Origin of the sequence: Domibacillus sp. 8LH, assembly GCF_038806185.1 — a bacterium.
Lineage (GTDB): Bacteria > Bacillota > Bacilli > Bacillales > Domibacillaceae > Domibacillus > Domibacillus indicus_A.
Genome location: NZ_JAVJNG010000026.1, coordinates 1 through 20,711 on the forward strand (window position 1 = coordinate 1; position 20,711 = coordinate 20,711).

General features: G+C 41.7%; 18 protein-coding genes, 1 pseudogene and 1 other annotated feature. Of the genes and pseudogenes, 4 read left to right on the forward strand and 15 right to left on the reverse strand.

What is annotated here, in order from left to right; genetic code table 11:
* Positions 1 to 462: 462 nt before the first annotated feature.
* From RG959_RS20060 to RG959_RS20075, 4 genes are all read right to left on the reverse strand, one after another.
* Positions 463 to 1,092 carry a class I SAM-dependent methyltransferase gene (locus RG959_RS20060; RefSeq protein ID WP_342798662.1) on the reverse strand — a complete coding sequence of 210 codons (630 nt, stop codon included), beginning with the start codon at positions 1,090 to 1,092 and terminating at the stop codon, positions 463 to 465.
* Positions 1,093 to 1,231: 139 nt separating this feature from the next.
* Positions 1,232 to 2,398 (reverse strand): tryptophan synthase subunit beta, encoded by a 1,167-nt coding sequence (trpB, locus tag RG959_RS20065; protein WP_342798624.1) that lies wholly within the window; start codon positions 2,396 to 2,398, stop codon positions 1,232 to 1,234.
* A 55-nt stretch (positions 2,399 to 2,453) separates the two neighbouring features.
* Positions 2,454 to 2,701, reverse strand: a binding site (T-box leader).
* Positions 2,702 to 2,779: 78 nt separating this feature from the next.
* Positions 2,780 to 4,276, reverse strand: coding sequence for a glycoside hydrolase family 30 protein (locus RG959_RS20070; protein ID WP_342798625.1), 1,497 nt, complete (start codon positions 4,274 to 4,276; stop codon positions 2,780 to 2,782).
* A 129-nt stretch (positions 4,277 to 4,405) separates the two neighbouring features.
* The gene (locus tag RG959_RS20075; protein ID WP_342798626.1) at positions 4,406 to 7,081 is read right to left on the reverse strand and encodes a glycoside hydrolase family 3 C-terminal domain-containing protein; all 2,676 of its coding nucleotides are present in this window, start codon (positions 7,079 to 7,081) and stop codon (positions 4,406 to 4,408) included.
* Between the two features lie 459 nt (positions 7,082 to 7,540).
* Between RG959_RS20075 and RG959_RS20080 the strand changes: the two are divergent.
* Positions 7,541 to 8,880, forward strand: a pseudogene (locus tag RG959_RS20080) (MATE family efflux transporter).
* Between the two features lie 50 nt (positions 8,881 to 8,930).
* Here the strand turns inward: RG959_RS20080 and RG959_RS20085 are convergent.
* From RG959_RS20085 to RG959_RS20115, 7 genes are all read right to left on the reverse strand, one after another.
* On the reverse strand, positions 8,931 to 9,527 hold the full coding sequence (locus tag RG959_RS20085; protein WP_342798627.1) for a hypothetical protein: 597 nt from the start codon (positions 9,525 to 9,527) through the stop codon (positions 8,931 to 8,933).
* A gap of 33 nt (positions 9,528 to 9,560) precedes the next feature.
* The gene (locus tag RG959_RS20090; protein WP_342798628.1) at positions 9,561 to 10,766 is read right to left on the reverse strand and encodes a ParM/StbA family protein; all 1,206 of its coding nucleotides are present in this window, start codon (positions 10,764 to 10,766) and stop codon (positions 9,561 to 9,563) included.
* Between the two features lie 279 nt (positions 10,767 to 11,045).
* Positions 11,046 to 11,198, reverse strand: a complete 153-nt coding sequence (locus RG959_RS20095) for a hypothetical protein (protein ID WP_342798629.1) — start codon at positions 11,196 to 11,198, stop codon at positions 11,046 to 11,048.
* Positions 11,199 to 11,262: 64 nt separating this feature from the next.
* Positions 11,263 to 11,646 (reverse strand): helix-turn-helix domain-containing protein, encoded by a 384-nt coding sequence (locus RG959_RS20100; RefSeq protein ID WP_342798630.1) that lies wholly within the window; start codon positions 11,644 to 11,646, stop codon positions 11,263 to 11,265.
* A gap of 33 nt (positions 11,647 to 11,679) precedes the next feature.
* Positions 11,680 to 12,333 (reverse strand): GAF domain-containing protein, encoded by a 654-nt coding sequence (locus RG959_RS20105; protein WP_342798631.1) that lies wholly within the window; start codon positions 12,331 to 12,333, stop codon positions 11,680 to 11,682.
* An 87-nt stretch (positions 12,334 to 12,420) separates the two neighbouring features.
* Positions 12,421 to 13,434, reverse strand: coding sequence for a PAS domain S-box protein (locus tag RG959_RS20110; RefSeq protein WP_342798632.1), 1,014 nt, complete (start codon positions 13,432 to 13,434; stop codon positions 12,421 to 12,423).
* Positions 13,435 to 13,518: 84 nt separating this feature from the next.
* Positions 13,519 to 13,719 (reverse strand): hypothetical protein, encoded by a 201-nt coding sequence (locus RG959_RS20115; RefSeq protein WP_342798633.1) that lies wholly within the window; start codon positions 13,717 to 13,719, stop codon positions 13,519 to 13,521.
* Between the two features lie 661 nt (positions 13,720 to 14,380).
* Between RG959_RS20115 and RG959_RS20120 the strand changes: the two genes are divergently transcribed.
* The gene (locus tag RG959_RS20120) at positions 14,381 to 15,154 is read left to right on the forward strand and encodes a PAS domain S-box protein (RefSeq protein WP_342798634.1); all 774 of its coding nucleotides are present in this window, start codon (positions 14,381 to 14,383) and stop codon (positions 15,152 to 15,154) included.
* A 167-nt stretch (positions 15,155 to 15,321) separates the two neighbouring features.
* On the opposite strand, the gene RG959_RS20125 is transcribed toward RG959_RS20120, so the two are convergent.
* From RG959_RS20125 to RG959_RS20140, 4 genes are all read right to left on the reverse strand, one after another.
* Complete coding sequence (locus tag RG959_RS20125; protein ID WP_342798635.1) at positions 15,322 to 15,636, reverse strand: DUF3892 domain-containing protein; 315 nt, start codon at positions 15,634 to 15,636, stop codon at positions 15,322 to 15,324.
* Positions 15,637 to 15,695: 59 nt separating this feature from the next.
* Complete coding sequence (locus tag RG959_RS20130; protein ID WP_342798636.1) at positions 15,696 to 17,777, reverse strand: metallophosphoesterase family protein; 2,082 nt, start codon at positions 17,775 to 17,777, stop codon at positions 15,696 to 15,698.
* A 377-nt stretch (positions 17,778 to 18,154) separates the two neighbouring features.
* Positions 18,155 to 19,324 (reverse strand): sensor domain-containing diguanylate cyclase, encoded by a 1,170-nt coding sequence (locus RG959_RS20135; protein WP_342798637.1) that lies wholly within the window; start codon positions 19,322 to 19,324, stop codon positions 18,155 to 18,157.
* Between the two features lie 145 nt (positions 19,325 to 19,469).
* Positions 19,470 to 19,715, reverse strand: coding sequence for a hypothetical protein (locus RG959_RS20140; RefSeq protein WP_342798638.1), 246 nt, complete (start codon positions 19,713 to 19,715; stop codon positions 19,470 to 19,472).
* Positions 19,716 to 19,971: 256 nt separating this feature from the next.
* Here RG959_RS20140 and RG959_RS20145 point away from each other — a divergent pair, with 256 nt between their 5' ends.
* On the forward strand, positions 19,972 to 20,139 hold the full coding sequence (locus RG959_RS20145; protein WP_342798639.1) for a hypothetical protein: 168 nt from the start codon (positions 19,972 to 19,974) through the stop codon (positions 20,137 to 20,139).
* A gap of 324 nt (positions 20,140 to 20,463) precedes the next feature.
* Complete coding sequence (locus RG959_RS20150; protein ID WP_315691899.1) at positions 20,464 to 20,682, forward strand: spore coat protein; 219 nt, start codon at positions 20,464 to 20,466, stop codon at positions 20,680 to 20,682.
* Positions 20,683 to 20,711: the final 29 nt, after the last annotated feature.

Here is a 20,711-nt window from a genome sequence, read left to right on the forward strand (position 1 = left end):
CAACTAAATAACACAAAACCTTCCAACGCATGATTAAAAGAAGGTTATTTGTCATGCTTGTTTTTAGTATATCATGCGATTTTCAAGATTTTTATTGAAAAATATTGACAAACTATTAGCTGGTTTAGTTTAACAAGAAAATTAACAATACTCTCTAACAAGGCTTTCTTCTAAGTCAGTTATCGAAAGGAGCCTTTTACTTAACAATTCCGGTCAAGTGCTGACTAATTATGCAGGTACACCTGTTAAGTAAAAAACTATTTGTTTTTCCATTTATCCATTAGTAAATATGAAAATGTTTATCAGCTAATACATGAAACCGCACTCCCTCAATTGTCATAAACTATACAAAATCTTCGTTATTATACACACAAAGAGCAACTCTTTTACCACGATTTTATACCAAAAAAAGCGCCGGCTCTTCTAATAGAAAACCAGCGCTTTTTTGAGTGTATCCCAATCTTATCTTTTTTGAATTTTCATCATGGCATTCGCATTTTTCTGGAACTCAAAAGGCACCGGAATTTCTTCTACATAGTGTCCCTGTTCCTCTAATCCCGAGATCATGTCATCCAGGTGCTTATACCGGTTACCGGACAAATCAACAAGTGGGAAAAGCCGAATTTCTTTTTTAGCCACCCGCAGTAATTCTTTGATCACCTCGAGATGAAACGACTGATCCAGCCGATCACCATATGTAAACAAAAAATGAGCAGAAAGAATAAGGTCAAATTCATCGTCTTCAAATGGAAGAACTGGCAGTTCAGCCGGGACATAGTGCTCCGGATCAGCTTTCATTCCAGCTGCACACTCATCAAGAGCTCGTTTTCGGTGCCGGACAAGGTCATCGATATCACGAAAATAGTTAAACACATAATCTTGTTTAACTTTCTCCATGCCTTTCATCACATGTTCAATATCTTTCTTCCCCTTGCCAGTAAGTGTGTCGGCCGGGTAATAATACGCAATATCACAGGCTGTGACGTCCAGCCCTTTTTGACGTCCGATGGCTGTAAAGGAACAGGCGCCTGCCGGGCAGTCCAGCACTTTTTGTCCTTGCAGCTCTTCTATGGAAAGATCAAACATCGACATATACTCTTCAAATGTCCGTCCAATAAATACAATCCGCCCTAAGTCCAGCCCTGATTTTGTCACCGGATTCCTCCCTTTTCCTTTATCCCGCACTCGGTGCTTTTTGTTTCAGCTTTGTCATCCATATGGAGCATAAAATTTATTGGTTATTCAGCATATCAAACACCTGCTCCACGTCTTTATCGCCCCGTCCGGAAATGTTGACAATTACACTTTCTTCTTTCGGCAGTGTCGGTGCCAGTTTCATCACATACGCGACTGCATGCGCACTTTCAAGAGCCGGGATAATGCCTTCTGTTTTAGATAGATGCAAGAAGGCTTCTAACACTTCTTCCTTGTTGACCGCTACATAATCGGCGCGGCCTTCTTCTTTCAAGTGGCTGTGTTCAGGGCCGCTTCCAGGATAATCAAGTCCAGCCGCGATGGAATAGGTCGGCATCGGATTTCCTTCCTCGTCCTGCAGCACTAAGCATTTAAAGCCGTGCAGCGTTCCCGCTGTTCCTTTCGTTAACGTAGCCGCTTCACTTGGTTCCACGCCGATTAGGCGGACATGTTCATCAGATAGATATTCTGCAAAGGAGCCGATCGCGTTGCTTCCTCCGCCTATACACGCAATGACCGCATATGGCAGGCGCCCTTCTTTTTGGAGAATTTGTTTCCGGCTTTCTTTACTGATGACTGACTGAAAATGTCGCACCATCATCGGGAAGGGGTGCGGTCCTACAGCGGAGCCGAGCAGATAAAATGTATGATCATAGTTTTGGACCAGATCAGCAAATGCTTCATCTACCGCGTCTTTTAAACGCCCCTGTCCTTTTGAGACAGCCACCACTTTAGCGCCTAACAACTCCATTCGAAACACATTTAACGCCTGCCGTTTTGTGTCTTCCGCCCCCATATAGATCACGCATTCCATCCCGAACATGGCACAAGCTGTAGCCGTTGCCACACCGTGCTGCCCCGCCCCGGTTTCCGCAATGACCCGCTTGGCGCCCATTCGCTTAGCCAGCAGGATTTGTCCAAGTACATTATTGATTTTATGGGAGCCGGTATGATTTAAATCTTCACGCTTTAAATAAATTTTGGCACCGCCTAATTCCTTCGTCAGCCGCTCCGCATAATAAAGCGGACTTTCACGCCCGACGAATTCTTCTAAATACTCTGTAAATTCTCTTTGAAATTCGGGATCATCTTTATAGGTGTAGAATTCTTTTTCGAGTCTGTCCAGCACAGCCTGAAGATTTTCCGGTACAAAGCTGCCTCCAAATTCTCCGAAATATCCTTTTTTCACTTCTGATCCATTCATTACAAACACTCCTTCATTCCAATTTTAAGTATAAAAAAAGGCTTCTCATCCTATAAAAAAGGACGAGAAACCCGTGGTGCCACCTTTGTTCGTTTATTTATAAACGCGCTCGATGTACAGAAACCAGCAAGACTGGCTCGATACATAGTCTCTTTTATCGGTGAGACGCTCCGCCCCGGCCTATTCTCTTGTTCAGCCAGGTTGCTCAGAAGCCCATTCAACAAAATTTCCACGCTGATTTCCACCACCCATCAGCTCTCTGAAGTGTCCGTTTTGCTTACTTTTCTTCGTCATCGCAGCGAATATTTACAAGTGTTTTCCATTTGTTAATTTCTATCATTCTATTATAAACCGAAGGACGGGTCAAATACTTTTTGCTTTTCATTGGCTGGAATTTTTCTTTTTCCACACAAAGGTTACCGCGCTTTGAGAGGGCAGTGTATAAGTAAATGACTTTTCTCCGTCTCTTACCTGGAATTGCTGCTTCTCTTTACTTGGATTGGAGGCAATCAAAACCATAGAGCTGTCCGGATTTTGATAAGCGACGGTTTCGATCGCTCCCTTATACGTATCCGAGCCAATGCGGAGCGCGCCTGGCTGTACAAATTTACTGGCGTGCCCAAGCACATAATATTCAATGTTTTTCGTTACTTCCCTGGTTTGCTGGTTGATGGTGACGACCCCGCGGCACTCCTGGCATCCTCCATTTGCCGGACCGCTGTTTTCATCCAGCGCCACATTCCACATCAGCACACTTTTTGCCCAGTTTCTCGGACTTTCGATCATTAAATGGCTCATTTGCCAGCTTAAATTTTCACCGAAATCCCGGCTCCACTCTCCGCCACTGCATTCGCTCACATGCAGGTTCTTATTCGGAAAACGGACATGTACCTCGTTCATGGCATCCGGGCTGCCTTCATAACAATGAAACGCCGCACCGTCTGTATAGCGGTTTGCTTTTTCATTGCTAAATAGGAAAGACGTATACGCTAAAGCATCTTTCCAATTATGGTCGTACGCAATAATGTTCGTATCGATCCCGTTTGCTTCAAAAGCCGGCCCCAGGTACTCACCAATAAAGGCCGCCTGTTCTTCTGCTCCCATGCTCATCGTTGGATAATCCGGAGATGTATGGCCCGGTTCGTTTTGAACCGTTATACTGTCGATTGGAATTCCTTTTTGCGCATACGCTTGAATATAGCGGATAAAGTATTCCGCATACGCCAGATATATTTTTTCGTTCGTGTAATCCAAATACCAGCCATTGTGTATACGTTCACCATATTTCATCCAGGGCGGGGCTGTCCAGGGTGTTCCCATAATATTTAATTGGTGCTGCTTGTCTAAAATCGACCGCAGCACGGCGGTTACATCCTCGTCTTTTTCGATTGAAAAATGGTTCAGGGAAAAGTCCTGCTCTCCATCTGTATCGTCATACGTATAAGTGCTCGGGTTTCCCTGTTCATCTACAGAAAAGTCGGATGATCCGATTGTATGGCGAATGTGCGTAAGATTGATTCCCTTATTCGTAAATAAGTCTTCCAATAGCGCTTCTCTCGCCTCTTGATCCAATTTCTGATTGATTAAATAAGCGGATGACCCCGTCAGCGCCGCCCCAAATCCGTCCATCGTCTGATAGGTTTTTTGTCGGTCAATCACAATGAGCCGCTCATTTGATTTTTCTGCAGCTGAAAAAGAAAGCGGCGGCTGTTTCGTTAATAAGCTTGTTTGATCACCTGTTGTCAGCCAGGCAGAAACCGTCGCTCCTGTTTCCTCTTTCTGATGGTTTTCTTCGGTTGATCCCCACTTAACAAACAAAACGACTAGCAGTACACATATGAGTAAGATGAAAAGCGCTCTCCTTTGATACTGGTTCATTTCTCTTCACCTCCCTAGAAAAATTCCCCACCCGGTGGTATCCGGTGTGGGGAAAAGGAAATCAGTATTCATCGTTTATTGGATGAACGCACGCTTTCATGGTGTTCTTTTTCTATTTTGCTGCGTCGCTTATTGGTTAGCTGGCACCTTAATGCTGCCTGTTAAGCGAATGTCTGTCGACGAGCTTCCCACATAAACCGGCACGCTGCCTGAAGGCATTACCCAGTCATGTTTTTCTTCGTCATAGTAAGAAAGTGCTTTTGAATCAAGCTGAATGGTAACTCTTTGCTGCTTGCCTGGCTCTAATTCAATCTTTTGGAATCCAGCAAGCTGCTTCGGTGCTGTTTCTACATCCGTCGGCAATTTGCCTGTGTATACCTGCACCACTTCTAAACCGGCTTTGTCGCCTGTGTTGCGTACGTTTAATGATACTTCAAACGTTGTTTCTTTGTTCTTGCCTGAAGACTGTACTTTTGTTTTTAGATTTTCATAGCCAAACTCTGTGTACGATAAGCCATGTCCGAATGAGAAAGCTGGCTTAATCCCGTACCCTTCAAATCCTCGGTATCCAACAAAAATACCTTCTGAATACTTCGATACATCGTCTACACCAGGATATTGTTCATCAGATGAAACAGGCGTTTTGTCTTCATCTACTGGGAACGTAACCGGTAATTTACCAGATGGGTTAACATCTCCAAACAGAACATCTGCAATAGCATTTCCTTGTTCTTGTCCCGGGTACCAGGCTTGAACAATAGAATCAACGCTGTCTTTCCAGTCTCCCATTTCAACAGCCATGCCGCTTTCGTTGACAACGACAACATGTTTATTGACTTTCACTACTTCTTTAATCAGCTGTTCCTGGTTATTTGGCAGTTCCATATCAGAACGGTCAATGTTCCCTTCACTGTCATATGTTTTAGTTACAATGACAGCTGCATCTGATTTTTTCGCCAGTTCAACGGCTTTTTTGATATTTTCATCTACTACGTCATCAGCCGCTTCCCATCCAAAGCGTAATTTCGCACCATTGTCACGGCCAGGGTTGTACGGATAATCTGTTTTGTATTCAATTTTCAGGTCATACTTTTGATTGGCATCCAATGTAACCGTTTTTTCTACCGTGCCAAACGTTTCTCCCGTATTGTCTATGACCAGCTTTCCATCCAGATAAACTTTACTTGAGCCGTAGCTTGAAGTAGAAAGCTTGTATTCACCTGACTTTGGTACCTGAATAACGCCTGTGTATCGCGCTGACATCATGCTGTTTAAGCTTGTTGGAAGCTTATCGAGTTTTGTTGACTGCGCATTAAAGCCTTCATAATTATAAAATCCTAGGTGAAGATTGACCTGCTTGGCTGTATGCTCATAAGCAGGATTGCCTTCCATTTTGGCATTAGACCAGTACTCTGCTTTCAAGCCGTTTTCTTCTGAATCTGCAGATGGTGTCAAGAATGAAGATGGTACGGCATTTGGTCCAGGCAGCAAGTCTCCTGCACTAATTGGATCCGTTCCGGCTGCATATTCTACTTTTACATCCTTGCCTGCCCGGTTCTTGATTCCTTCCAATGGGCTGACTGTGTACGTTGGATTGACAAGCGAGCTTCCGCCGCCAGCCGCAGAGGCATTATCGGCATCTGGACCGATGACTGCAATCGAATCTAGTTTATCTGTATCCAGCGGTAATGCCTTGTCGTCGTTTTGAAGCAGAACCATAGACTCTGCCGCAATTTGACGGGCAATGGCACCATGCGCTTTGGCATCAATCTTATTGTTTTGTGCCGGATTATCAAATAATCCTTTATCAAACATTTGATATAAGATGCGATATGTACTTTGATCAATCGTTTCTTCACTTACTTCTCCGTTATGAACGGCCTGTACGAGTTTGTCCCCCCATAAACCGCCAGGATCTCCTGGTGTTTCTAAATCCATTCCCGCTTTAATCGAGTTTGACGTACTTACGTTGGCTCTGTAATCACTCATGACAAACCCTTCAAAGCCTAATTTATCTCTTAATAGATTCGTCAGGATCTCTTCCTTATCACATGCATAAACACTATTGACTTTATTAAAGGAACACATCACACTGCCCATCTCGGCATCTTTAATCACACTGGCAAACGGTTTCGCGTAAATTTCATTGATCGCACGCTCACTTGCCTGTGAATCGCTGACAAAGCGGCTTAATTCCTGATTGTTTAGCAGATAATGCTTGGCTGTTACTAATACGTTATTGCTTTGAATGGCTTTAACATACTCTGTTGCCATTTGAGACTGCAGGTATGGATCTTCTCCTAAAGATTCAAAATTTCTCGATCCAAATGCATTTCTGGCAATGTCCAAGCCTGGGCCAAGGAGTACATTATGGGTTGTATTAAATGCTTCATCCCCAAGCAAATCTCCGTACTTTTCGGCTGTTTCTGTATTCCATGTTGCAGCAAGCCCGATTGCAGCCGGCATTGCTGTTGATTTTTTATCTTGTACATCCGGGTTGGCAATTCGAACACCGACAGGACCATCTGCCATCGTCAGGGCAGGAATCCCGTATTTCTCGACTCCGTCATTGTAAAACCCGTAGTAGTTGTTTAAATTACCCGTGATAAAGTCCACTTTATCTTCGAGTGTCATTTTGTCCACTAACTGGTTCGCTCTTTCTTCAGCGGAAAGAGCTTTGTCCATCCACGGAAGCGTGTCTGCTTCTGCAGATGAAGCGAGTGGTACAGCTGCTGTACTCAGTGCCATCGTCAAAGCGAGACCGAGCATAGCGGGCTTTTGTTTTTTTCTTAAAAAGCCGATCATTTCTTCAACTCCCTCTTTTATTTCAAACAAAGCGGCTTTGTAACATTTCTCTTTACTTTTGCGCTTCGTTCCTTGAACACCAACATCATAACGAATATAAAAAAGAAGACCATAGAGAGAATGTTTTAATTTCGAGATAATAAAAAAGAAGCGTTTGGGGCTACAAAAAGGAGATTATTTGAAAAAGACAGCCGCTATTTTTCTTTTGTTTATATTTGGATAAAATCGCTCGCCGCCTTTGTAATAAGCTTGAAATAAAGCTCTAATTTTAGGATCATAACAGCCTCTTTCTCCTTTAAAAAGCGCACTGATCCAGCACCGTGTGAGAAGCATTTTTCAAAAAGCACGGGCAGCAAGAAGACATAACACAGCTTCTTCCTCCTTCTGCAGGCATCACCGCTGAAGAAAGGAATAGTTTATGGTAGATTATGAAAGGAGCAGATAAAAAGGAGAGATTACTTGCGACAAATCGATTTTACAAACGGAAATATTTTCAAGCAATTGTTTTTCTTCTCGACGCCTGTTATGGCAGCGAATCTGCTGCAGGTGTCTTACCAGTTTGTGGACTCCTTATGGGTCGGCAACCTGCTTGGCGCGAATGCACTGGGAGCCGTCAGTATTGCCAGTACGGTGATCCTGACCGTCCTCTCTTTTATTCTCGGGATTAACAATGCCGCCCTCACCATATTATCTCAGCAGCGGGAGAGCGAGAGTACTGCAGGGTTAAAAAGCTACCTCAATGCTTTTGTTGTTCTTTTAACGTGCTTATCTCTTTTGATGGGTGCTGCAGGATATTTGTATGCGGAAGAGATGTTAAAGTGGCTGGACACGCCAACTGAGATGATTCCTGACGCTGCTGTATACTTGCAGATTAACTTTATCGGTATTCTTTTTTTGCTTGGCTACAATTTTATCAGTACAGTGCTGCGGGCACTCGGAGACAGCCAGACGCCGCTTTACTTTGTTTTGGCTGCTGTTCTTTTAAATATTGTGCTCGACCCTGTGTTGATTTCCGTCTTCGGGCTCGGCATAAACGGCGCTGCCTGGGCAACCGTCATTTCGCAGGGACTGGCTTTCATCATGGGTGTTGCGTATACACTCCGGGGGAAAGCCGTGCCTTTTTCCATTCCGGTCCTTCCAAAAAGAGAAGAGGTTCTGCTTATTTTAAAGCTGGGCATACCAGCCGGCTTACAAATGACGGTTATTTATGCAGGGGTGACGGCAATCATGACGGTCGTGAATTCCTTCGGAAGCGCGATGCTGCTGCAGGGTTCGGGGCGGCGCAGCGCTTAGACAGCTTGATTACGCTTCCGGCCATGGCACTCGGAACAGCTGTCAACAGCATGGCCGGACAGAATATAGCGGGCCATCACTGGAACCGTGTTCGCCAAATTGCTCTTTACGGTGCTCTTTATAACTTCATTACCATGCTGGCCATTGCTGTCATTGTCTTTTTGCTGGCACGGTTTGCAATCACCTTATTTATCCAGGAGGAAGAAGCCGTCGAGTTCGGCACCTCTTACCTAAAGACAATCGCTTTTTTCTATCCATTTATCGGGCTGAATTTTATTTTAAATGGGATTGTGCGGGCATCCGGTGCCATGTATCAGGTGCTTGTCCTGAATATCCTCTCTTTCTGGGTACTGCGTTATCCGCTGACCTATCTTTGCTCGGCTTTTTGGGGAGAAAATGGGATTGCCCTGGGGATGGGAATTGGCTTTGTGATCAGCAGCGCCTTCTCTTTTGGCTATTACCGGTTCGGCAAATGGCGCCGAATTGATTTGTTTGCCTCCAAATAAGCCTGTATGAAAAAGAACCTGCACTCCTCGGGAGGCAGGTTCTTCCGTGTTTACTGCATAATATTTGAAGCCGCACCAGGCCGTCTGGCTACTTTCTTTTTCGGGGTCTTTTCTTCTTTTTCTTCTTTTTCTTCTTTCGGTTCTGCCGCCTCTGCTGCTTCTAAAGATACCGTCTCTTCATTTTCTTTTTCCTTGCCCTTGCTGCTTTTTTCTTTTACGGCAGGCGGATCTGTTTTAGCCGTTTCGCTTTGAGTGATTGTTTTTGAATTTAAATCATTTACAAATTTCAGCTCGACAATATCTTTATTTGCGATCGGTTCTGTTTTCTTTTTCGCCGCTGGTTCTTTTTCCACTGTGACTCCCGGCGTTTCTTTTATTTCCTGTCCAATAACGGGCTTACTGCTGTCCTCCTGTCCGGTGGAGAGCTGCATCCGCTCCGCTTGATTGCGGGTCAGCATGGCATTTAATGTGTTGATAATAGCAGGATCAAAAATGTCGGTGTTTCCGAAATGGGCAGCCAGCTGAATAATCAAGTATTTCACTGATTCATTCGGATTTTTTTGCCCTGCGGCCCAGTCCCCAACAATATCGGGGCAGGCGGAGCTTGCAGTTTTTACATAGATGGTCGGCTTTTTGTCTTCCTGCATATGGATCCCTCCCCTCCTTCTGCCGTGCCTTTTTTATGAGACAGGGGCAGTCAATTCATCCATATAGATGTCATTAAATGTATTTAATCCGTTTACGTTCATGTCCACTGCATATTGCGGTGGGATCCACAGCAGCTTAAACCGTTCTTTCTTGGCAATCGCCATTAATTTGCTGTACAAGTGATCTTTTAGCAGAATCGAGCCGCCTCCATACACGACCGCAATATGAATTTCTTTGGAACGCATATTATTTACGAAGCTCTGCACATCCTCTGCAATATCAAACGATAAGTTCTCCAGCGGTTCTCCGTTTAAATCCGTTAAAATATCTTCTTTAAAAGCATGAGATTTTGATTTGATAATTTCAGAGATGTCCTGTCGTGTATACGACTTTTTCTCTTTCCAGATACTCACGACCGACTCAAGTGCAACGCCAAGCCCGTACTCCAGACCTTCACTATGTTTTAATTCGTACCCGTTTGTAATGATCAGCTCGGTCGTCCCGTCGCCAATATCAATATGCATTAAGTTTTTATCCTGAAAATATTGACCGTCTAAATCCGGCTTCATATTATACTGCTTAATAAACTCATCAAACATATCCCCGGAGCGGTAGTTTCCTTCTCCGTCTTCAATAATTTCGAATAATGGCGGCGTTCCTTCGGCGGACACACCTACATATCCAAATGTAACTTTCACGACTACTCTTAAATCACTTTTAATGTTTACAGTGACCATATGCGTTCCTTTTTGGAACCGCTCTTTAAAGATTTTTGCGTTTACTTCATTATAAACAGAAGCCGGCAGGCATGTGGACATGTTAACCGTTACTTCTAACACATCGTTGTTTTCAATTGCTTTCTTTTCTGAAAAATGCTCTTGTACTGTTTTTACGGCTACAATGCCGAGTGTATTGATAATAGGCAGATCCTGTTCATGCTTTTTTCCTTTTTCTAAATTCATATTCTTTACTTTACTGGCGGCTACCCCTGCCATTGCCGCATGCCCTACCAATACTCTTGTATTGTCTGCGAGCTTTATAGCCGGACTTGAAATCGTAATGTCAATATTGTTATGCAGTTCGTTTATTGCTTCTATCAATGTGGTTTTCTTTTCAGACCGTGGTTTGGAAATGCGGGCGAAAACATTCGGGTGCTTTACCGGAATTCCGTTTATAACCAACTTGTGTTCGCTGTTTCCATTATCGTTTGAAACAATCAAATCATACGTTTTCTCCATTTTAATCTCTCCTTTTTAGTAAGTAGGCCAATAGAGATAAGCAGCGTGTTTCTTTTTAAAAATTAAGAGAATAATATAGGATATTACGCAACACTAGTAATTATTCTTTTAAATTACCGTTCTATGAAATTTTTTTTAAAAAAAGAATGATTTTTTTATAGACTGAGCAGCTGCGCGCTGTATTGTCCCGTGTATAAAAAGAAAAAAGCTGTTTTGAACACAAAAACAGGGCTGCTCCAGAAATCGATGTTCATCGACTTTTGGAGCAGCCCTGTTTTCTTATTTCCAGACATCTTTTGCAATATGTACAATGTGGCGTACCTTTGCCATTATGCTTCTTCTGTCAGCAAATTTGTCAAACTCAAGAAATAAACCATCGATATGAAAACCGCCGAGAATCACTTCAGCTGCTGTGTACGTTGAGCGGCACATGTAATAAAAACCTCCATTCATATGGGCAGGTTTATGGTTATTCATCGTGTATTTGCTGAAAAAATCACCCAAACTTTTTCCCTGTTTGGTTCTTTTTGCTTCTCTCTTCTATCGCTTTTAAAAATTGATTAATATGATCTAATTCTTCTTCGTTTAAAGGAACACCATCCCAATGAAGCTCTCCAGTGAGCAGGTTTTTCGTATTAAAGCCTTCATTCCAGTCTTTTCTTTCTCTTTGGTCCGTTAAGCACAAGATGTAATCCACTGAAACATTATAATAGTGGGCAAACAATGTCATTTTTTCTAAAGAAGGCTGCCGGAACTCAGACTCGTATCCAGCATAGGTTGATTTTGCAACACTGACAATTTTAGCAGCATCATCCATGGTGAGATTTTTTTCTAACCGAAGTTCTCTTAATTTTTCTCCATATCCTATAATGGTAATCACCCCTTTTCGATTACTTATATAGATTGGCGTATCTTATTTTGCGTTTTTAAGAATAGGGAGTAAATGATTTTTAATTTCCGCTAATTTCTCCTCAATGAATGTCATATACATGCTGAACATGTTGATTTCCTCCGCTGTAAACATTCTTTTTGATTCGGAATACATCACAGAGTGGCCAATGATACGGCCTTTATAGGTAAGCGGCGAGCAGCAGACCGCTTGGTACCTATTTTTTAAAAGTGCTTTTTTATGGTTAAGAGAGATAATGTCTTCGCCTCTTTCCAGGTCCGGAATGGCAACGATTTGTTTGGAATATACAGGGATCTCATCACCATCTAGAATATCATTTACAGTGGATAAACCGCTGGAATATTCATTGTACCCTGGTGAAACATTAGTCACTGCTCCATTCCACATCTTCTTCTCATTTTCATCGTGTATGTATATGCCGCAGCTTAATTCTTTAAAATGATGCTCCATTAAAGAAGTGAACTGGTTTAACATAAATTTTGTTTGAAGTGCTGCCAGCTCATCCTCACCAATGATCCCTTTTTCATACAGACTAAAAAAAACCGTTGATAAATCCTGATGATTCTTTAATCTAGGTTCAATGTGGGAGAGGGTCTTTTTTATTTCTTTTCTATATATGAACTTTTCTAGTGATTGAGCAATGTTGATCTCGTCCATAAATCTCCATACCCTTTCATTAGTGTACATGATTTTTCAGAAAAATAAATTATTCAATATGTTTCTATAAAAGAAACATTGCTTTACCTACTTCAATTTAGTTCTTTTTCCAGTAAACAAATCAATTTGCCAGGTTCCATTATATTGAGGGCGGTGATTTATTTCCGTTATCGTGAGGGTACAATCCTGAACAGTGAAATCCACTTTCCCTCCCCCTCTTGTAATCGAGGCCGATAAACCATCCACTACTTGAAATAATCGATGCATCGGGCGCAGCCGCCATGGAAATGTATCAGGAAGCTCATGCTCTCCATGGTGATGGTAATAAATAATGTCGACAATATCTTGATGGACGGAGTAAAATTGTTTGGCAATTTCAGCCCCCCGATAAGCATGCAGTTTGCTGTCTTCAAAAACTTTTTTTGGATCGACTACATCGCCAATAGACAGAATAGGCTGTGATTTACCCAAGTCATGAAAGATAAAAGCCTGTACTAACTGATCTTTATCAATACCAATGATTTTTGCAATACCCTGTTGATACAAATTAGAAAGAAGTTTAAGGCAATTCACTACATGGCGGTACCCGCCATCCGGTATAATTCCTGTGATGGTAATCATCTTTGTTTCAGGATCATAAATATCATTATACTCTACTGTATTCTTCAATTTATATTCCACTCTAGTATTTGGAAGTGTTAAAGCAAAAGCCATATCGATTTCATTTTGTATGTCTACAATATCCGTTACATCTTTTCCCGTAACCAAAACGCCTTTTTTCACGCCTTCTTCCACTAAAGGAACGGCATTCATCGATAAAATCCTGTTTGTAAATGTTTTTCTTAAAACGTTTTTTCGCGCTTCCCCTGTTTTTAAAACTTCTTCTAATACCTTATTATTGTAATCGATAGGCAGGTGTACAAAGTTTGCTTCGTTATAAATATGCTTGCCTTCGTAGTCAACTTCTTCGAGCCCAAATAAGCGCTCCCCAGAAGGGTTAATATATTGAATCTTTAGTTCCTGGTCAATCAAAATAAGCGTTTCATCCATTGAACTTAAAATGTATTCTAAAAACTTCTCCTGAGATACTAAATTTTTCATCCCTTTCGCTCCTTTAAGCAAGCCATAATCTACTATGTTATATCGATTAAAAATATTTTTCTCTGGCTCTTTGGACTTGGCTGTTCATAATAAATCTATGATAATGACTGGCCGCTTTTCTTTACTATTTTTTACAGTGTGCAACAAATCCTCTATGTCTACATAAAAGTGAAGCTTCCATTCTATATCTTGGTTAGGCTTTATAAAAAGCAACACATCATCCGTTTCTCCATACACGTAGTGTCCAAAAGAATCTTTTGCCAGGCAGTACCGGGTTTTTTCCATGTTATTCTCCCCGAAAGTTCTCGAAACGAGAACTTTATTTTTATTATATAGGTTACCAAGGGAATATTAAACAGAAAATCACTCAAACATGTTAGAATCCCTGCAAATTAATGGCACAAGAATTCACACAAACGTACGAAACCGTTTTAGGGAATAGCGGGATTAGCTGCTTTATAAAGAGAGAAAGGGTAAATACCTGTTCGATCACTGATACACCCCTATCTTCAGAGTCGGGAAGTGACAATCTCCTAGAAAGGATAAAACCCAATAAGTAACAGAGGCATTTTTTATGGTCAAAGAAAAAGTAAATTTCTAACTTTCCCTAAACGAATAGGTCTATAAATATGTAAAGGATAATGAAAGGAAATTTATCTGTGAAGTAAAAATCGGTGTCAGTTTATCATCTTAGCTTAACAGCCATTTTAAAAAGCGTGATTATTTTTTAAAATAGAACACTTCTACATCATATTATGTTACTTTTTAATAAAGACCTGATTAAATAATTCTTATTTTTCTGAATACACAGCGATTATCTAAGATCCTTTTGCAGTTTCTTTTCAATTACAGCAGCTTCAGTGTATTACAACCTTATTAAACAGAAGGGTTTAATCACTAGATGAAATTGAAAAACCGCTATACTATTTAATTGGGAGTGAACTATATGAGTGAAAACATTTCAGATATCGATTATAAACAAGTAATTGAGTATGCCTTGGAACCATTAATTATTCATTCACAGCTAAAAATTATTGATATCAATCGTGCCGCAGAAATATTTTTTAGAGCCTCCAAAAAAGATATTATCGGAGCAAGTCCTTTAGATATTTTCAAAGATACATCCAAATCAGCAATAGAAAAAAGAATACAATCGGCTTACGAACAGCCAGCAAAGGTAATTGAAGAAACAATCTACAGAATGGATGGTACAACCATTGAGGTTGAATTATATTGTCACCCTGTATGGATAGGTGAGACAAAAGCGATTCAGACATATGTACGAGATATAACAGAAAGAAAAGCAGCGGAGAGTGAGCAAAAACGGATGTTAGAGCAAGTAAATGAGTTGTCTTCATCCCTCGTTCCTCTTTTAGATGGAATTGCTGTACTTCCTCTGGCAGGTTCTATAGATGAACAAAGAGCAACGCAAATATTAGAAAGTGTTCCGATAAAAGCACAAAAACAAAATATAAAATTCTTAATTATAGATTTCTCTGGTCTTTATAACTTAGATTCTGTCGTAACAGAATACATTTTTAAAATGAATCAAGTATTATCCATGCTTGGTGTACGTTCTCTCTTAACAGGGATAAGACCAGAAACAGCACAAATGGCCGTACAGATAGGAACAACTTTTAAATCCACCCCAACTGTTTCGACCGTCAAAGATGCCCTTCAGTTATTAGGCGTCGAGCATAATAAAAGCCTGCTAATTTAAATCAAAGAAAATAAGCGAATCTAAGTGAACAATGCAGTCAGCATTGCTTTTTTATTTTAAATTTATCCCTTGTTAAAACAGTACTCTATGTTTATTTAATAGTCCTATCATAAAAAAATGCAGGCATTATGATTTGCCTGCAAGTTAAAAACGCTTTAAGTCATCCCTCAAAAGGTATCAAGATTATCTAAATTGTTTTCCTTTGTGCCATCCGGTTCACTGCGAATAATTTCCCGCCCGTATCGCTCAAAAACGTCCACATGAGCGAGCCGTCCTGCTTTTGCTTCTTTCAGCGCTTCCATATAATCCAGCTCTCGGCCGTTGCTGGTTTTAAATGCTATAATATCTCCTTCCTCATTTTTCCGAACTGCGGTGATTTGTTCCTGGCCATCCGAAGAAGAATTTTGAATTACCTGGGAAGCCATCTGCTGACTTTGCTGTTTGTACTGATCGTATACTTGTTCAAACCGATCTTGTGACATGCCATCCCCTCCTTTTTGGATAGTATGGCGAGCTTCTGACTTTTTAATCATGACTCTGCTTAATGAAGGTCTATTTGGTTAAAAAGAACTTTCTTTTTCTGCCACGTCCGGTGCATCAATAAATGATTTTGTGCCACCTTTTCTGTAAAGCTGAGCAGCCCCAGATTATTATCGGTTTCCATGATCGATCCACCCGTTGTGGCTATATACTGGAGCGTTTCTTTCCATAAGCAGTTCTTGGGTACAGCAGCACCGGGTTCTTGGCAAACAATCCGCCCCTGCTCGTCGCAATAGCGGATGATGCTTTTCTTTTTTCGTTTGAATGCATTGATCCGGGCCACAGACTCCATCAGCCGGCCCCATACGCCTGAGAAGCTGGCGTTATTGATCGGGCTGCTCGTGCATTGCATAATATGCGCGCTTCGTCCGTCATTGGATTCGACGGCTGTGTAAACCGAGGAGGCGTAGTGAACATCTCCCGAAAGAATAAAGCAATGGTGCGGCGCCCAGTTAAAGATTTGCTCTAAAAAAGCCGTAAAACCTTGCCCATTGTACTTCCAGGCTTCGAAATCAAACAGCTCATGAACAGGAATGCCGATTAGCCGAAGAGAATTGGTGTATGTGTGCAAAGCGGATTCAATTAAGCCAATTCCATAGAGCGGAGCAGGTGAAGCGACCATTAACATTTCCCCTCTCTTCCAGCCGCTCTCTTTCAGCAACGCAGCAATAGCCGGCCAGGCGCTTTGGCGCACGAGCTCCGGGCTTTGCAATTTCTCCTGCATGATCCGGCCGACCCTCCCAGGAGCAGATGAAACCTCATACCCTCTTTTCGTCCGCGTGTCTAAAAAAACGGTTTTCGGCTCAGTAGGAGCGATAAAATGCCAGGATGGATAATTCCATAAAGTGTGCAGCCAGTTCCCATAGCTTTCCGATTCCACATCGAAGTGCCGGGCGTATCGCTTCATGGTTTTTAAAAACGGCTGATCAAACGAATCGGGTGCGTTTCCCCAGCCTTGAAAAGCCCAATACGCTCCTAAACCGTTGGCTACAACATGAGATCCAAGCGGCGAGTTTTTGACGTTTTCTTTCCATTCCTCTGACAGGTTCCAATCATCGGTGATGTCATGGTCATCAAAAATCATATAAGACGGGACATTCGCCATCAGGCGCCTTACGCGCTTTAACGAAGCAATGAACTCTCTCAGCTCTTCTGTTTGTTCTGCAAAACGCTGTTTATGCTGCAGAAGTTCCAAATCGTGTATTTTTTGAAAAGCGGGCTCTGTAGAAAACACAAAGTGAATCCGGTCATTCGCTAACTCTTCTTCAAAAACAGGAAGCCCCCCGTTTTCCTGAATATACTCCCATACTTGCGGGCCCCAGGATAACACGTATAGGGCTGCATATTCGGAAAATTGAATAAGATGATTATGTGACTGGTTAGATGTAAACCGGCATAGATGATCCATAATTAACTTTCTTCCATGAATTTTATAAAGAGAAGAATACCTTTCCAGGCGTTTATCTATTTTATGAAGCGGTTCTTCTTGGCCCACCAGCTGCCTGCCAAGAGACGTAATCACCGGGAACAGCGGGTCTGCCACATGATCCGCATAAATCTGGTCTCCCAGCAAAAAAAGTGCCTGCGGTCTTTTTTCCAATACATGAGCGGTTTCTTCCATATGCATATCTCCTGCCGCCAGGGCATCTTCGCCTTTTCCGTGAAATTTTCGGCATGAACCATATAAAACGCTTGTATGTTTTCCTTCCGAAATGAAAAAGGATGGATAGGGAAGATTTCCATAGACAAGTGAGTCCGCACCGGGGTCGAGCAGGCCAAAATGGCTCAAATCGACGGTGTCTGATCCCTTTGTAAAGAAAAGGTTGTAACCGAGGAGGGTTTGAAGTGGAAAAGTACCTGAGGCAGGAGTGATTTTAACCATATAAACAAACAACCGCTTTCCAAAACGGACACACTCCATCTCGCTTTGGCCGCTGATTAGTCCATCGTCTTTTCCTGATGGCTCGAGCTGGTACAGTTTTGCGCTGATCTGAAAAGGCTTGCTTGTGGCGATCCAGATAAAAACATTGCTTTGATCCACTCTTCTTAAAACAGGGCCAGATAAAATAATAGGAAGGTCCATCGGCCTCCATTCCTTTCTTTTCGGGCTGTTTTATAAGATATTCAATAGTAGAATAGAATGTGAGCTATCGGGGAAGACCTGTTTTTTCAGATGGATGGCTTTCATACAAAAAAGCTCCGCCTACGGCGGAGCTTCAGTGGGAGACTGATGGCATTCTGTGGACTTACTTGATTTTTCCTAAAGAGAGCCTCCTTCATCTCCTTCAATAAAGATTTCAACTTCTTCCCATTCACCTATATCGATGCTGCAAAACCACCGGGGCGCTCATACATGCTTCTGATTATCTTGATGGTTCAGCGGCTGGGATAATCTAAGTTTCTGTGTCCAATCTTGGCCCAAACGAAAAAGTCTGTTCCGCTGATGTGAGTGAAAATGGCTCATGGATGCCTCCTTAAAAGCTTTGCTTCATTACTTGATGAGAGCTGCGTATGCACTCTGTTTCGTCCATTTTGCTTGGCTCGATACAACGCTTGATCAGCCTGCTTGAATAAAGCCGTAAAAGAATGCGAGGCGCCTGGGATCAATCCGGCTGCTCCTATGCTGACCGTAACCCATGGGGCTGCCGGCGAGTTCTTATGTTCGATTCTTTCCTCTTCTATGCTTTGGCATAGCGCTTCTGCCCGCAAAAGAGCTTCTTCCGGGCTGCACCCGAGAAGCGCAATAAGGAATTCTTCTCCTCCGTACCGGCTGATACAAGCGCCGCTTTGCTCCATTGTTTTTTGAATGACACCCCCTACCTTAATAAGGCAGCTGTCTCCCTTTAAGTGGCCATAATGATCGTTGTAATGTTTAAAATAATCAATATCGATGATCATAAACGAAATAAAATGGCCGTTTTTCCGGGCATTCTCCCACTCTGTTTCTAAACGTTTTTCGATTCCTCTTCGATTAAGGAGGCCTGTTAAACTGTCTGTATGGGACATTTTCTCCAATGACTCATTGGCTTCCTTCAGCTTTCTTTCCATCATTTTGCGCTCCGTAATATCGACTACAACACCAATAATCAATGTTTCCTGCTCGTCTTCCTCCACCATTAAAGAAGACGTCACTTTTCCCCAAATCGTCCGGCCATCCTCGCAAATGTATCTTTTTTCAAGCTGGTAATACTCAATTTCCCCGCTTACAAGCTTGTCGAGCAGGTCATTATTCGGCAGAACATCTTTCGGGTGGCTAAAATCACGAAAAGTCATATTTAAGAATGCTTCTTTTTTGTATCCAAACATTTCAGTCATTTTTGGATTTACAAAAACAATTTTCCCGCCAGGCTCCATTAATGCGATGCCGACTCCTGACTTTTCAAAGATCAGCCGGAATCGATCGTGATTGTGCTGGAGTATGTCTTTTTGTTTTTGCTGCCGGTCATATAAAGCACCTGCTCCCCAGATAACGCCTATGTATATAAAAAGAATAATGAGTTCAGAAGCCCCGAATCCTTTCTGTGCAAAACCCTGCGGGTACGCAAATGCGAACCATACATTCCCTGCTAAAAAGAGTGCAGCCAACAAGCGCCCTTTATACAACTTGATTTTTGTCCATTTCGGCCCCACTTTATATCCCCCATATCGCTGACTTTCTTTTTCTGTAACTCTATTCCCAGCTTCTATTTTTGTACATAATTAACGACATTAAAGCCTGTTCTTCACCTATACATTTTACCACATTTATACAAAAATAACTAAGATGGCTGCTGTTTTAAGTATCCACTAATTTTTCCTCAAACGCCGGGCTCTTATCTTTTTCTGGCCCAAATCCATACCTTTCTTTCCCTTTCGTTTTTGTATAAATGTCCTGTAAACCGTTTAAACTGGTACTGTTAAATTCCCAAATTTCATATGATACAGCTCGAAACCATTTCTGCAGCCAGGCTCCCCTCGCCTGGCTGTTTTTTATGATTCGTTTTTCAAGTGAAAACTCCAGCCATTCACTTTTGTGCTTCAACGATCCGGTTCTCGTATCTTCCTTTTATTGAAAATTAAGTCTATGTATTATCTTTACTTATCATCCAACTGGTGTATAATAATGGAATAAATGTTAAGGGGCCCTAAATATGTTTGAATTATTTCTTTATATTATTGGATGTATCTATTTAATTTTCGTTGCTCTCTCTTAATTTCTGATTATGTTTTTGAAATGCGCTGTTTTCCTTCATACTCGGTTTGAAGCAAACTTCATTTTTTGAAAAGGAGGCGGCCTGATGGCTGGAGATGCTTTTTTTGCCATTTTTCCAATTTTGACTTTTTTCTTTTATATTGCTCCTATTGTATTTCTTATTTGGTTTCTCATTCGATTTCTTAAAATACAGCAGGAAAAGAATCAAATTTTAAAAACGATTTCTGACAAGTTAGACAAGCTGGTTAAATAACTAGGAAATCTTTCTTTTTATGTTACGCCTACGGCCTGCAAATGGAAAGAACCTCATTGCAGAGATTTTCATCAACTTCCTATTCATTCTATTTAACCTTCTCACTCCCTTTCTCTCATTCTCTTTATTTCTGCACTTATAAACTTTCCTTTTATTACTATATCCCCCTCGTGACAGGCCTTGTTCGGCGATCTTCTTTTCCTGACATAGCTATTTTGTTTTCTGCTTGATATCCGCCGCCCAATATCAGCAGCATATAGTTTCCTTCTGAAGATTAGGCGCATATGCTGATAAGAAATCACAATTCATAAAGGAGCGGTATTAATGAGCGATTCTTCCAAAAATCCGAAAATCCTGTCCGATAAGGTCATTGATCTACTTGTAAGCACGACACTTCAAAAAAACGGTGTGAATATCGAAAAAGCGAAAAGCAAACTGTCGGATGAGCAGAAAAAAATGTTTAAAGATCTGGTGGAAGACCTGACGAAGCAAGTGGATTCATTTATGAAAAAGCCGCCTGTCGACAAAAAAGAATCAAAATAACGATTTTGCCCTGAAGCCCCGTCTTTGGG